The organism is Microbispora sp. NBRC 16548, assembly GCF_030268985.1.
GTDB classification, from domain to species: domain Bacteria; phylum Actinomycetota; class Actinomycetes; order Streptosporangiales; family Streptosporangiaceae; genus Microbispora; species Microbispora catharanthi.
The window spans coordinates 132,871-146,221 of sequence record NZ_BSSF01000014.1 but is presented as its reverse complement, the minus strand read 5'-3'; the positions used below and the strand labels follow the sequence as shown (position 1 = coordinate 146,221).

General features: G+C 72.0%; 12 protein-coding genes. 6 read left to right on the top strand and 6 right to left on the bottom strand.

Features of this window, described 5'->3' with window-relative positions; all coding sequences use genetic code 11:
- Window positions 1–137 precede the first annotated feature (137 nt).
- Complete coding sequence (locus QSK36_RS32780) at window positions 138–1,967, top strand: MFS transporter (protein ID WP_285785049.1); 1,830 nt, start codon at window positions 138–140, stop codon at window positions 1,965–1,967.
- Window positions 1,968–2,113: 146 nt separating this feature from the next.
- On the opposite strand, the gene QSK36_RS32775 is transcribed toward QSK36_RS32780, so the two are convergent.
- The 4 genes from QSK36_RS32775 to QSK36_RS32760 all read right to left on the bottom strand — a co-directional run bounded on the left by QSK36_RS32775 (window position 2,114) and on the right by QSK36_RS32760 (window position 6,938).
- Window positions 2,114–2,578 (bottom strand): nitroreductase/quinone reductase family protein, encoded by a 465-nt coding sequence (locus QSK36_RS32775; protein WP_139577940.1) that lies wholly within the window; start codon window positions 2,576–2,578, stop codon window positions 2,114–2,116.
- Between the two features lie 6 nt (window positions 2,579–2,584).
- Complete coding sequence (locus tag QSK36_RS32770) at window positions 2,585–3,214, bottom strand: hemerythrin domain-containing protein (protein WP_225897505.1); 630 nt, start codon at window positions 3,212–3,214, stop codon at window positions 2,585–2,587.
- Between the two features lie 92 nt (window positions 3,215–3,306).
- Window positions 3,307–6,630 (bottom strand): ATP-binding protein, encoded by a 3,324-nt coding sequence (locus QSK36_RS32765; RefSeq protein ID WP_285785048.1) that lies wholly within the window; start codon window positions 6,628–6,630, stop codon window positions 3,307–3,309.
- A gap of 101 nt (window positions 6,631–6,731) precedes the next feature.
- Window positions 6,732–6,938, bottom strand: a complete 207-nt coding sequence (locus tag QSK36_RS32760) for a hypothetical protein (RefSeq protein ID WP_285785047.1) — start codon at window positions 6,936–6,938, stop codon at window positions 6,732–6,734.
- 375 nt (window positions 6,939–7,313) lie between these two features.
- Here QSK36_RS32760 and QSK36_RS32755 point away from each other — a divergent pair, with 375 nt between their 5' ends.
- The gene (locus QSK36_RS32755; RefSeq protein ID WP_285785046.1) at window positions 7,314–7,865 is read left to right on the top strand and encodes a TetR/AcrR family transcriptional regulator; all 552 of its coding nucleotides are present in this window, start codon (window positions 7,314–7,316) and stop codon (window positions 7,863–7,865) included.
- Window positions 7,866–7,939: 74 nt separating this feature from the next.
- On the opposite strand, the gene QSK36_RS32750 is transcribed toward QSK36_RS32755, so the two are convergent.
- The gene (locus QSK36_RS32750) at window positions 7,940–8,965 is read right to left on the bottom strand and encodes a glycoside hydrolase family 113 protein (protein ID WP_285785045.1); all 1,026 of its coding nucleotides are present in this window, start codon (window positions 8,963–8,965) and stop codon (window positions 7,940–7,942) included.
- A 53-nt stretch (window positions 8,966–9,018) separates the two neighbouring features.
- On the opposite strand from QSK36_RS32750, the gene QSK36_RS32745 reads away from it, so the two are divergent.
- The 4 genes from QSK36_RS32745 to QSK36_RS32730 all read left to right on the top strand — a co-directional run bounded on the left by QSK36_RS32745 (window position 9,019) and on the right by QSK36_RS32730 (window position 12,606).
- Window positions 9,019–9,630 (top strand): TetR/AcrR family transcriptional regulator, encoded by a 612-nt coding sequence (locus QSK36_RS32745; RefSeq protein WP_183532715.1) that lies wholly within the window; start codon window positions 9,019–9,021, stop codon window positions 9,628–9,630.
- 3 nt (window positions 9,631–9,633) lie between these two features.
- On the top strand, window positions 9,634–9,813 hold the full coding sequence (locus tag QSK36_RS32740; protein ID WP_139572980.1) for a hypothetical protein: 180 nt from the start codon (window positions 9,634–9,636) through the stop codon (window positions 9,811–9,813).
- 297 nt (window positions 9,814–10,110) lie between these two features.
- Window positions 10,111–11,004 carry an IS982 family transposase gene (locus tag QSK36_RS32735; protein ID WP_285785044.1) on the top strand — a complete coding sequence of 298 codons (894 nt, stop codon included), beginning with the start codon at window positions 10,111–10,113 and terminating at the stop codon, window positions 11,002–11,004.
- Window positions 11,005–11,133: 129 nt separating this feature from the next.
- Window positions 11,134–12,606, top strand: coding sequence for an alpha/beta fold hydrolase (locus QSK36_RS32730; protein WP_285785043.1), 1,473 nt, complete (start codon window positions 11,134–11,136; stop codon window positions 12,604–12,606).
- A 70-nt stretch (window positions 12,607–12,676) separates the two neighbouring features.
- On the opposite strand, the gene QSK36_RS32725 is transcribed toward QSK36_RS32730, so the two are convergent.
- Window positions 12,677–13,324: a hemerythrin domain-containing protein gene (locus QSK36_RS32725; RefSeq protein WP_183532709.1), complete on the bottom strand. Its 648-nt coding sequence runs from the start codon at window positions 13,322–13,324 to the stop codon at window positions 12,677–12,679.
- Window positions 13,325–13,351 lie beyond the last annotated feature (27 nt).

The following is a 13,351-nucleotide window of genomic DNA, read 5'->3' as shown; positions in this document are numbered from 1 at the left end:
CTTCGTTGCGCATGCCCGTGAAACATCGATGTCACCCGGTCGGGGTAATTTAGTTGCGCTAACTAACTGTCCGTCCGTCGCGCGCTGCGCGGAAACAGGCCGCGCGCTGTACGGACCAAGAGGAGGGGAACCACTCCGTGGCCGTAGCGAACCAGTCCCTGGCGGGGGCGTCGCCGCAGTCGGCGCCGTCCTCGCGGTACAAATGGATCGCGCTGTCCAACACCACCCTCGGCGTCCTGATGGTGACGATCAACCAGTCCATCGTGCTGATCGCCCTTCCTGACGTCTTCCGCGGCATCCACCTGAACCCGCTCGACCCCGGCAACACGGGCTACCTGCTGTGGATGATGATGGGCTTCATGGTCGTCACGGCCGTGCTGGTGGTGATGTTCGGCCGCCTGGGCGACATGTTCGGCCGGGTCCGCATGTACAACCTCGGGTTCGCGGTCTTCAGTCTGTGCTCGATCATGCTGTCGCTGACCTGGATGGACGGCGACGCCGGGGCGATGTGGCTGATCGGCTGGCGGATCGTGCAGGGCGTCGGCGGCGCGCTGCTGTTCGCCAACTCCACCGCGATCCTCACCGACGCCTTCCCCGTGCGCCAGCGCGGCACCGCGCTCGGCATCAACTCGATCGCCGCCATCGCGGGCTCCTTCCTCGGCCTGGTCATCGGCGGGGTCCTGGCCCCGGTCGACTGGAAGGCGATCTTCCTGGTCTCCGTGCCGTTCGGCGTCTTCGGCACCGTCTGGGCGTACGTCAAGCTCAAGGACAACGGCGTGCGGCGCCGGGCGCGGATGGACTGGTGGGGCAACGCGACCTTCGCCGTCGGGCTCATCGCGCTGCTGGTCGGCATCACCTACGGCATCCAGCCGTACGGGACCGGCGTGATGGGCTGGGGCAACCCCTGGGTGATCGCCGCGCTCGGCGGGGGCGTCCTGCTGCTCGCGCTGTTCGCCTGGATCGAGACCAGGGTGGACGAGCCGCTGTTCCGGCTCTCGCTGTTCCGCAACCGCGCGTTCCTCGCGGGCAACATCGCCAGCCTGCTGACCGCCCTCGGACGCGGCGGCCTGCAGTTCATGCTGATCATCTGGCTGCAGGGCATCTGGCTGCCGCTGCACGGCTACAGCTTCGAGGAGACGCCCCTGTGGGCGGGCATCTACATGATCCCGCTGACGGTGGGCTTCCTGCTGTCGGCGCCGGTCTCCGGCTGGCTGTCGGACCGGTTCGGGCCGCGGATGTTCACGGTCGGCGGCGCGCTGGTCACCGCGGCGAGCTTCTACGCCCTGATGACCCTGCCCACGGACTTCGGCTACGGCGTCTTCGCGCTGCTCATCCTGATCAACGGCCTCGGCTCCGGCCTGTTCTCCTCGCCCAACCGGGCGGAGATCATGAACTCGGTCCCGGCGGAGTCCCGCGGTGTCGGCGCGGGCATGACCGCCACCTTCCAGAACTCCTCGATGGTCCTGTCCATCGGCGTGTTCTTCAGCCTGATGATCGCGGGCCTGTCGCAGTCGCTGCCGCACACCATGCACGACGAGCTGGTGGCCCAGGGCGTGCCCGCCGCGCAGGCCGAGGGCCTCGCCCAGCTGCCGCCGATCGCCGTGCTGTTCGCGGCGTTCCTCGGATACAACCCGTTCCGGGAGCTCCTCGGCGGCGTCCTGGACCGCCTGCCCGACGGCGGCGCCCACCTGACGAGCAAGGAGTTCTTCCCGCACCTCATCGCGGGCCCCTTCCACCAGGGCCTGGTCATCGCCTTCTGGTTCGCCGTGGCCGCGTGCGTGGTGGCGGCCCTGTCGTCGCTGCTCACCGACCGCGTCGGCCGCGGGCACCGCGCCGCCGCCCACGAGTCGCTCGGCTCCGAGCTCGCCGCGGTCTCCGGCGAGGCCGGCCTGGCCGGCAACGAGCTGGTCATCCCGGACGAGGAGTTCGACGCCCAGCGGGCCGCACCGGACACGACGAAGCCCTGACGGCTCCGCCGTGTCCCGGCCATGCCCCCGCCGCCGTGTCCCCACTGCGTCCCCGGCTCGTCCCCGGCTCGTCCTCAGGGGGCCGGGGCGCGGCGGGTCGGGCCGGCCCTCAGCGCACCGCCTCCCTTGCGTACCGATAGCCGGGGTCACGCCGGAAGGGCGTCGAGAGGGTCGAGCACCACGACCGGGATGCGGCGCGGCGTCATGCCCTTGTAGACCTCGTAGACGGGGTGCCGCCGGCTCATCGTCCGCCACAGGCGTTCGTACTCCTCGCCCGTGGCCTCGGCGGCACGCACCTTGAGCACGGTGAGCCCGCCGGCGCCGCCCACCTCGATCTCGGCGACGGGGTCGTCCCGCAGGTTGAGCCACCAGGCGGGAGTGGTGTCGTCGCCGCCGTTCGAGGCGATCACGACGAAGCGCCGGCCGTCCCTGCCGTACCCGACCGGCCGGGTCCGGGGCAGGCCGGTCCTGCGGCCCCGGGTCGTGAGGAGCAGGACGGGGATGCCGCGCATGGTGGCGGGCCTGCGCCCGCCGGTCCTGCGGTAGGTGCGAACCTGCCAGTCGCAGATGTACTTGATCGCCAGGTTGAACAGGCGGGAGCGTCGTGCCATGTCCGCTCAGCTCCCGAAGACGATCCGCCGGCGGCGACGGTGGCCGGGGCGCAGCAGTGTCAGCAGCAGGCTGAGGACCGGCCCCGCGAGCTTGCGGATGTGCGCCATCTCGTCCGGGCTCGCGTACCGGTCGACCCAGGCGAGCTCGAAACGCGGGTCGCCGCCTTTGAGTGATTTCTCCATCTCCTTCCAGTCGGCCGCAGAGACGTACTTCTCGATTACCGGGAAGATCCTGCGCTCCTCCTCTTCGATGTGCTCGTCGATGAGCTCCGAGAGCGTGCGCAGCGCGGCCGCCAGGTCACAGACGCTCCGGCCGCCCGCGAAGGCCCGCGCCGTCACGCGGACCCGGTCGAGCAGGGGATCGAGCTCCGAGTGGTCGTCGGAGAGATCGGTGAGGTCCACGGCGGCGCCCGCCGACCGCTCGATCACCGGCCAGACGACCTCGTCCTCCCTGGTGTGGTGGTGATGGATCGCCGCGCAGACGTCCTCCGCGTAGCGGGCGACGGCGGCGGCGCGGGCGGAGTCCGCCCGCGCGCGTCCCGCCTCGAGGTCCTCGGCGAGCGCGCGGAGCCGGTGCAGGTCGCCGCGCATGGCGCGGTGGATGATGCGGATCCCGGTGAGATCGGGAGTGTCCAACGTGAGCCTCCAAGATGTCCGGACTGGTCTCGGAAACCACGCTGGCCCCACCCGCTAAACGCCTGTTTGGCGACCACTTGGCGGTGCTGTCCTCACGATCGCAGCGTGTCGAGCGCCCGCAGCGCCTCCCCCCGCCAGTGCGGCGAATCGAGCCGCCCGGCGACGTCGGCGGCCGTGGCGTAGTGCTCCGCCGCCGCGGCGGGATCGTCCAGGAACTCCGCCAGCCGCCCGAGCACGAGGCCGGTGGGGCCGAGCGTGATCGCGCCCGTGTGCAGCCCGGCCATCTCTCCCCGGAACGGGAGGAGAAGCCGGTAGCACTCCTCGGCCACCTCCCGGGCGCCGAGCGCCATCGCGGTGCCGGCGCGGAGCGCCACGTTGATCGTGTGATAGACCCACCGGGTCGGCCGTCGGTCCGGCCAGGCGGACCTGGCCTCCTCAAGGCGCCCTGCGGCGACCAGCGCGCTGACGTAGAACTCGTCGATCTCCTGCGCGATGTGATCGCGGGCGGCGGCGAGCTCGGCCACCGACTCGTGCGCACGGCCGCACGCGAGGCGCACGGTGAACCGGGCCAGGCTTCCGAAGACGCCGGCGTTGGACCCTCCGGCGTCTTCCATCCGGTCGGACAGGGCCGTGTAGGCCGCCTCGGCCTGCTCGAACTCCCCCTTCACCAGGAGCCCGAGGGCGTCGAGGAACGCGATGATGGCCAGGACGAGGCCCAGCTGACCGCTGGTGGAGCATGCCACCGCCCGCGCGGCGTGCGCCTGGGTCGTGGCCCAGTCGTTGCGCCCGAGCGCGACCATCGCCAGCACGTGGTGACCGAGCGTCTGGTAGCCGAGCAGCCCGGCGCGGACGGAGATCTCCAGCAGCTCGTGCCCGAGCGCCTCCAGTTCGCCGGGGCGGCCCGGCACGAACATCGCCCAGTAGCGCGCGTTGAGCGCCAGGCACAGCAGGCGGGGGTCGCCGAGGTCGCGGGCGATCGCGACGGCCTCGGCACTCGCGGCCTCGACGAGCTCCTCGTCGTGGCCGCCCATCTCGTGCGCCAGGGCGGCGAGCAGGCGGCAGCGCAGCTCGCCGGTCGTGCCCGGCAGGCAGCCGCGGATGGCTTCGACGACGTCGGCGTCGGCCTCGTGCTCGGTCTGCCAGACCATGGGCGCGTCGTTGGCGACCGCGGCACGGGCGAGAGCGAGCGGATCGCCGAGCCGCCTGGCCACCGCGAGGGCCTGATTGCGGGTGACCATCGCCTGCCCCTCGTCGCCGGCGCTCGCCTGCGCGGAGACCAGGCGGCACAGCAGTTCCAGCCGGAGGTCGTCCGCGGGCTCGGTCGCGAGATCCAGGGCCTCGAGCGCGCCCTCGAGCAGGGTCGCCGCCTCCCTGTGGGCGTACACGCCGGACGCCTGCCCGGCCGCCCTCCGCGCGTACTCCGCGGCCGCGCGCGCCGTGGCCGGCGTGGCGGCGGCCAGCGCGTGGTAGCCGAGCGCGCCGACGTCGCCCGGGTGCACCCGCTCCAGCGCGGTGAGGACCTTCGCGTGCAGCCGCGTACGGCGCAGCCGGGGGATGTCCTCGTAGAGGGTCTCGCGGACCAGGACGTGCGTGAATCGGACCCTGCCGGGGGCCGGTTCGGTGAGCAGCCCGGCGAGCACTCCCGCCTCCAGGCCGTCGAGCACGGTCTCCTCGTCGGCGTCCTGAACGGCGACCAGCACATCGATGTCGGCGTCCCGGCCCATGACGGCGGCGTTGCGCAGGGTCGTCCGCGCCGTCGCGGGCAGGCGGACGATCCGCCTGCGGATGAGGTCGCGGACCCCGGGCGGCAGCGAGTGCGCCGCCGCCGCCCCCTCGGTCGCCAGCAGCCGGGCGGTCTCGGCCACGAACAGCGGATTGCCTCCGGTGCGCTCGGCGACCGTCCGGGCGGTGCCGGCGTCTACCTCCATGCCGGACCGTTCCACCAGCAGGCGCCGGACGTCGTCCTCGCCGAGCCCCTGCAGGGTCACGTTCTCGGCCGTCTGCACGGCCAGGGCGGCCCCGGCCGCCGTCAGGTCGTCGCCCGCCTCCGAGGGCCGGTGGGTCAGGACCACCAGGACCGGCGTGTCCGCCAGTCTGGCCGCCAGATGACGCAGCAACTCGAGAGTCGCGTCGTCGGCGCGGTGCACGTCCTCCAGCACGAGCAGCCGCGGCCCCGGCACGCTCTCCAGGTAGTCGCCCACCGCCTGGGCCAGCCGGAACTGCCCGGCGCCGGGAGAGTCCTCCTGCACCAGGGGCGCGAGCCGCGCCTCCGTACCCGGGTCCGGGGGGTGAACGGCGAACAGGGTCCGCAGGACCTCGCTCCACGCCCACGCGGGAGGCACCCCGCCGAGCGTCTCCGGGCACCGGCCGACCGCGACCCGCCAGCCCTCGTCACCGAGACGCCGGAGCAGGGCGTCGGCCAGCGTGCTCTTGCCCGCGCCGGGATCCCCGCCGACCCAGGCCACGCGAAAACCGTGCCCCGCCTGCTCGGCGGCGGAGACCAGGCGGGCGAGCTCCGCCGTACGGCCGACCATCCCGGGCGACGCCGCGACCGGGGCGGCCGGCGATGGCACGCCCGGTGACGGGGTGGCCGGTGACGGGGTGGCCGGTGACGGGGCGGGAGGCGCGGGCGTCGTGACGGCCTTCGGCGCGTCGAGGGCCTCGCTGTGCGCGAGGATGCCGGCCTCGATAGCCCGCAGGGCGCGGCCCGGGTCCATGCCCAGCTCTTCGGCGAGCCTGGCCCTGGTCCTGCGCAGCGCCGCGAGGGCGTCGGCCTGCCGGCCCGAGCGGTAGTAGGCGAGGGCCAGCAGCCGTACGGCGTCCTCGCGCAGCGGGTGGCCGGCGACGTGCCGCTCCAGCTCGGGCACGATCTCGGCATGCCGGCCGAGCGCGAGCTTCGCCTCCGCGCGATACTCGATGGCCAGGACCCGCAGCTCCTCCAGCCGCGCCGCCTCCGGCACCGCCCAGTCCTCGTCGCCGAACTCGGCGAAGGCGGCCCCCCTCCACAGCGACAGGGCCTCGTCGACCACGCGCAGTGCCCCCGGCGGATCCCCCTCGGCGAGGAGGGCCGACGCCGTGTTCATGAGCGTGGGGAAGCGCCACGCGTCGACGGCGTCGGCGTCGAGGTGCAGCACGTATCCGGGTGGAGCGGTCACCAGGACCTTCGCCGGGGTGCGCGGCGCGCGGCCCGGTTCGAGGAGGCGGCGCAGGTTGGAGACGTAGACCTGCAGCGCGCTCAGCGCCTTCGGCGGGGGCTGGCCCTGCCACAGATCGTCGATGAACCGGTCGGTCGAGACGACATGGCCGCCGGCGCAGACCAGCCGCGCCAGCACCGCACGCTGGAGCGGCGGTCCCAGGTCGGCCGGACGCCCGCCCACTTCGGCCCGGAACTGACCGAGAACCCACAAACGCACCATTTCCAGCAGAGCATAGGGATCGTTCCACGCCCCGGCATAGTCACGATTCGGCGGTGGCTGCCGCCGGCGGCCGCTCCGCCTGAGAAGCGGGTGCGGCGGATTCAGACGGTGACGACGAGCTTGTTCGCGGAGACGCCGCCGCGGAGCCGCCGCAGCGCGTCGGGGATGCGGGCGAGCCCGTGGCCCACGACGGTCGTATCCGGCGCGGCCCGATAGGCGCCGGTAGCGAGCGCGGCTGGGAGGAAGTCGACGTAGATTCCCGGCCCGACCTCGTTGTCCTTCAGGGTGCCGCCCCAGATCCCGCTCACCCGCACCCCCGGCCGGCGGGCTCTCGGGCCTCGGATGCGCGTGACCCACCCGGGCTGCGCCGACGCGACCCGCTTGCCGCCCGTGGTCCGGGACGCGATCGCGGCCGCCGGCACGAGTGACCCGGATCCGATCGCGAGCGTGCCGGCGAGCGGACGGCGCCGATCAGGTCCACGATCTCGTCGACGGCGGTGCGGCTGCGGCGGTCGACCACCTCGGCCGCGCCCAGCGATCGGAGGTAGTCGAAGTTGTGCGGTGACGCGGTCGCGACGACCGGTAACCGGCGTTGCGGGCGAGCTGGATCGCGTTGCTCCCGACGCTCGTCGAACCACAGGGCGGTGTCCGATCGGCCTTTCCACCATGGCAATCTCCGTGCCGTGCTGCTCGACCAGGCGGAGACGGTGCTTCGCGAGCGGGGGATCGACGCGCTGTCCCTCCGGGAACTGGCGCGTGAGGCGGGTGTCAGTCATGGAGCCCCCCGGAGTCATTTCGTGGACCGCGGCGCGCTCCTCGACGCGCTGGCGGAACGGGGCTTCATCCGGCTCGCCGACGAGATGCGCGAGGCGGTTTCGCGCGTGCCCGGAGACTTCGCACACGTCATGCGCGCGGCGGCCTCGGCGTACGTGAGCTTCGCCGTGCGGGAGCCGGCACTGCTCGATCTCATGTTCCCGGCGAAGGTGGACGGCCCGTCGGAGGCGGTGCGAAACGCCGCGCAGCGCCTGTTCGAGACCATGACCGACATCATGAGCGCCGGGGTCGAGGCAGGCGCGTATGAGGCGGGCGAGATCGGCCGGCTGACGCTGCTGCTGGCCGCGACCGTTCAGGGCATCTCGGCGCTCGTCACGTCTCGGCGGATCACGACGCCTCAGAGCGATGCGCTCATCGACGACGCCGTCACTCGCCCCCTCCGGTCGCCGGCCGGACCGTAGCCATACGCGGATACCCGTCCGCCCGGTGCCTCCCCTAGACGAGTAAGTCCTATGTGATGGCACGGTGGTGGCGATCAGGGCGATGTCGTCGCGGTCGTGGTCCTGCTCGCATAGTGGCGAGCGAGGGCGTGGAAGGCTTCCTTCGGCTCCCACGGCATGCCGGGATAGGTGGTGGCTTGGGCGCCGTCGAGCATCTTGACGATGCCGTAGGAGCCGATGTCGAGGTCGTCTGTGGGGTTGGCGCGGTGCGGGAGCTCGAACCCGGCGAAGCTGAACCAGAAGACGGTGTCCATGCCGACCTCGTCGAAGACGGTCAGCAAGTCGTCCATGTAGCGGACCTGCTCGCCCTCGTCGCGTTCGGTGCCGGGCTTGACGCGGCCGTTCTCAACCACGGTCCAGCCGCCGGCGCCCCAGTCGGCCGCGCCGCGGAAGGTGCAGCAGCCGGCCTCGGTGACGGCGACGGGCTTGCCGTGGGTGAAGTGCTCGCGCAGGTCCTGGCGGAAGGTGGCGGCGTTGTGCCGGTTGCGGTAGGCGTCCACGCCGATGATGTCGAAGGGCGTCCAGTCGACGTGCTCGATGGGGATGGAGGCGTAGCTGAGCGGGCCGCCGAAGCGGGGGCGTACGGAGGCGGCGACCTGGGAGAGGAAGGCGTTGACGGGGCGGGGGAGCGCGGCCAGTGCCGCGGCGCGCTCCTCGGGCGCTGCGCGCAGGGCCTGCATGCGTTCGGTGAAGGTGTCGCCAGGCAGGTAACCGCGGGCGAACAGGCTCAGCTCGCACCCGGTGACGAGCACGACGTCGACGCCCTGGCGGCGCAGCGTTTCGGCCCGGTCGGCGCAGTCGTCGAAGTAGGGCAGCATCTGCTGCTCGGTGAGTTCACAGGGAAATGGTGAGAACCAGACCTGCAGTCCGGCCTCGGCCGCGCGCTGGGCGGCGGTCGTGAGCCGATCGAGGTCGCCGCCGGTGATCCGGATGGCGTTGCAGTGCAGGTCGTCGGCGATGATGCGCATCTCGCGTGCGACGGTCGCCGGGTCGAAGAGGCTGCGGCTGCTGTCGCCGTTGGGAAAGGTACCGGTGTCGTACTGCACGCCTTTGCCACGCATGACTCTCCCCTAAGGTTCGTTTTGTTTCTTAAGTAGAAGATAAGATACATGATGTGCCTAAAACGGAGATGGACGATACCCGGCGCAGACGCCGCCGGGGCGCGGAACTGCAGACGGTCCTCTTGGAGGCGGCCTGGCAGGAACTGCGCGCTGTCGGCTACCACGAGCTCACCTACGACGCCGTGGCCGCCCGCGCCCAGACGAGCCGGACGGTGCTCTATCGCCGCTGGCCGCATCGACGTGACCTGGTGCTGGCCGCCATGCGTCAGCAGGTGCCGGCACCCCCGCCCATACCTGACACCGGCTCTTTGCGCACCGACCTGCTGACCCTGCTCCGCCTGGTCAGCTCACGCATGATCGAGCTCGCCCCCGTCCTTCAAGTCATCGGCGACGGCCGGGCAGATGACAGCGATCTCACCGACTACCTGCGCGAGCGCCTCAGCCAGGCCGGTACGCGCGAGATGGACGCCCTGCTCCAACGCGCTGTGGTACGCGGCGAGATCAACCACGCCCGCACCCCGGCCCGGGTCGCTGTCGCGCCCATCACGCTCGTCGCCGTGGAGACGCTCGTCCATCACCGTCCGCTGCCTGAGACCGCACTCGCCGAGATCGTCGACCAGATCGTCCTGCCCCTGCTCGCAAGCCACGATCGAGACGACACGTAGGAGATGCCGGCATGGCAGGCGCCGCCGTGGCCAGGGGCGGGGCTGCGCTCGTACGCGGTGCTGGCCGGCGACGAGGGAAGCGCCGGGTGCGCCGGGGCGGCGTGGCGCCGTCGCGGCAGTGCGGCCGCCAGGAGAGCGACGGCGGCCAGCACCACGGCGATGGCGGCGAAGGCCTGCCCGTAGCCGGCCGCCAGCTCCTGCGCGGGGCCGGGCCGCCGGGTTCGCCACCCTCCCCCGCCGTTGCAGCGACCAGGGCGGCTAGGCCGAGCGCGCCGCCGATCTGCTTGCTGGTGTTCATCAGCCCGGAGGCTGCCCCCGCGTCGGCCGCGGCGACGATGAGCACGCGATGGTCGGTGCGGCGCATCAGCCACGGCGTCACCTTCAGGCCCACCAGCATGGTTAGCAGGGTGTTCGGCAGGAACGCCAGCCCGGTCTGCGGCCGGTGATCAGGAATGAGCAGAGGGCATTCAGGATCATGTTGTGACGCAAGACCTGAACACCCTCTTGACCGCACTGTACGTGAAGATCGACGACGAGTTGGGCGGACCGCGATGGATGGGCAGACCTCCCGTGTTGACCGACTCCGAACTGGTCTGTGTCGCGGTCGCCCAGTCGATGCTCGGCTTCACTTCCGAGGCCCACTGGCTGCGCTACGCCCGCAAGCACCTGAGGGACCTGTTCCCCTACTTGCCGCAGCAGTCCGGCTACAACAAGCGGCTGCGCGCCGCGCTCGGGCTGATCAAACGGGTCATCCGGATGCTCGCGAAATCGAGCGACTTCTGGCTCGACGACTGCTGGATCGTGGACTCCACCCCGATACCCTGTGGCATGTCCCGGCCCACCGTGAAACGCTCGAACCTGGCCGGATGGGCGGGCTACGGCTACTGCGCCAGCCACTCGCGGTTCTACTGGGGGCTGAAGCTGTACCTGGTGTGCACCCCTGCGGGCATGCCGATCCTGTGGGCCCTGGCCGACCTGAAGATCGGCGAGCGCGAGGTACTGGCCGCGCTGCTCGAAGTCGAGGCGGGCGTGGCGGCTGAGCACGACGGCATCCTGCTGATCTGCGACAAGGGGTTCGCCGGGAAGGACTTCGAGACGCTGCTGGGCGAGTATGGGATCAGGATGTTGCGGCCGTCCCGCAAGGACGAGAAGGCCCGCTACGGCGAGCCGATGCTCAAGAAGGTCCGGCAACTGATCGAGTCGGTCAACGACACCCTCAAGGGCCAGCTCAACCTGGAAGACCATGGTGGCCGGTCCTTCGAGGGTGTCGCCGTCCGCGTCGCCCAGCGCGTCCTTACGATGGCCACCGCGATCTGGCACAACAACGCAACCAACGCCCCGATCACCCGGTCGCTGATCGCCTACGACCACTGACCGGAGATCGGACTTACTCGTCTAGGGGGACAGCCCTACCTCCGATCGGGGGGCCCGTCGGATTCCGCCCGCGTACGCGTCTCGGCGAGCGTGAGAAGAAGCGGCACAACGCGGAGGAGGACACGGCGCATGCGTGGCAGAACACGACTCGTGGCCGCCGGGCTCGCGACGGCGGCGATGACGGCCGGGCTCGTCCCGGCGCAGGCGCAGGCTGCCGAGCATCGGGCGGCGAAGGATCGGCCGGCGATCGAGTGGACGGGCTGCGAGGGGGCAGGGTTCCCCGCGGAAACGCAATGCGGCACGATCGACGTGCCGCTCGACTGGGCCCACCCGGACGGGCGGACGACGACCCTGCGCGTCGCGCGGCTGCCGGCCACCGATCCCGCCCACAGGATCGGCAGCGTGCTGCACATCCCCGGCGGCCCCGGCAACAGCGGGATCGAGGACATCAAGCAGGCGGCGGGCGATCTCGCCGGCATCAGAGAACGCTTCGACCTCGTCTCCTACGACCCGCGCAACACCGACCTCGCCGCCAAGCTGCCGGAGTCCTGCGCGCGGCCGGCGGTGCCGGCCCTGATAGAGCCCCGCGACCGGGCCGAGTACGACGCCCAGGCCCGCGCGATCGCCGCGGCCATCCGCGAATGCCGGGCCGAGGACCGCAGCGGGCTGTACGGCAGGCTCGACTCGGTGTCGGTGGCCCGCGACATGGAGGCGATCCGCGCGGCCATCGGTGAGCGGCGGCTCAGCTTCATGGCCAACTCCTACGGAGGGGTGCCGGCCGCCGCCTACCTCCGGCTGTTCCCGGAACGCGTCCGCGCCATGTACCTGGACGGCGTGATCAACCAGACCGCCGGCTGGGCGAACCAGAACCTGGTGGCCTACCGGGGCCTGGAGCGGATGTTCGGCCGCTTCACCGCCTGGTGCTCGGCGACGCCCGCCTGCGCCCTGCACGGCGAGGACGCCGGGAAGGTCTGGCGCGACCTCACCGCGCGGGCCGACAGGTCGCCGATCCCGGTCACCTCCCAGCGGTTCGGCCGGGGGGAGCTGACCGGCTCCTCCCTGCGCTGGTTCGGCTTCGCCGCCGACCCCGGGCCCGGCGACTCCCGATGGCTCGCGTTCGCCGAGGCGGTGGACAAGGCCCGGCACGGCGACGGCTCGGGCTTCGCCGACGTGGCCCTGGGCAACGCCCGCGCTTGGACGATGCCCCTCGCGCTCGGCATGACCTGCGGGGACGACAGGGGCTACCACGGGTACGAGGAGTACGTCAGGGTCCGCCGGGAGGCGCGCAGGATCTCCCCGGACTTCGGGGGAGCGACCTTCGACCAGCTCGCCTGCGCGGGGTGGCCGCTGCCGGTCGCGAACCCGTCCCGCCCCCTGCCGGTCCTCGGCCTGCCGCCGCTGCTCGGCGCGGGCACCTGGAGCGACTACACGCTGACCGACAGCCTGGTCCGGCGGGTCCCCGGCTCGGCCGCCGTCCGGTACGACGGCCCCGGCCACGTGCTCTACCTCTCCGGCAACCGGTGCGCGATCGGACACGCCACGCGGTATCTCACGGACCTGACGCTGCCCCCGCCCGGCACCGTCTGCCTTCCCGGCGACTGACCGGGCTCTCCGGGCGCGGCCTCCGCTCGATCCCGGCGGAGGCCGCCGGCCAGGTCACCCGTACACCTGTTCACCCGTATACCTGCGACACCCGGCGCTCGTAGGCGCGGCGCCAGGAGAGCCGGTAGAGGACCCGCATGATGGCCGGAGCGGAGCCGAAGATGTGGTCGCGGTCGGCGGGGGTGGCCACGTCGAGCAGCCAGGCGGCGAGCATCGGCAGGTCGCGGCCGTGGCTCTTGGTGACCTTCTTGCCCGACTCCTCCCACCAGGCCGCGCTGACGTGCTCTCTGATGAGCGGGACGACCTCGGACTCCTCCAGGTCGAGGTGGGTGTTCAGCAGCCGGTCGAGCGTGCGCAGGTCGGCCGCGACCTCGCGGGCCGGCCTGCCGCCGCCGGAGAGCCTGCCGATGACGGCGTCCATCTCCTGGTGGTCGGCCTCCAGCCGGTCCAGCACCGTCCGGGCCTCGGGGACGAGACCGCGCAGCAGCGGCCAGATCGCCTCGTCCTCCTCGGTGTGGTGGTGGTGCAGGGCGCGCAGCAGCAGCGCGAGGTGCTCGTCGACGACCGCGCGGCGCCGCTCGTCGCGGGGATCGCAGCGGTCGAGGACCTCGGCCAGCCTGCCGAACTCGCGCCGCAGGCCGGTGTGGAAGACGAGGAACGTGACGAGGTCGGGAGCGGGGTCGCCCGGCCGGCGCCGGGTCTGCGTCGGTGTTGTCATGGCCCCACGATGGGCCCGCCCCCTTCA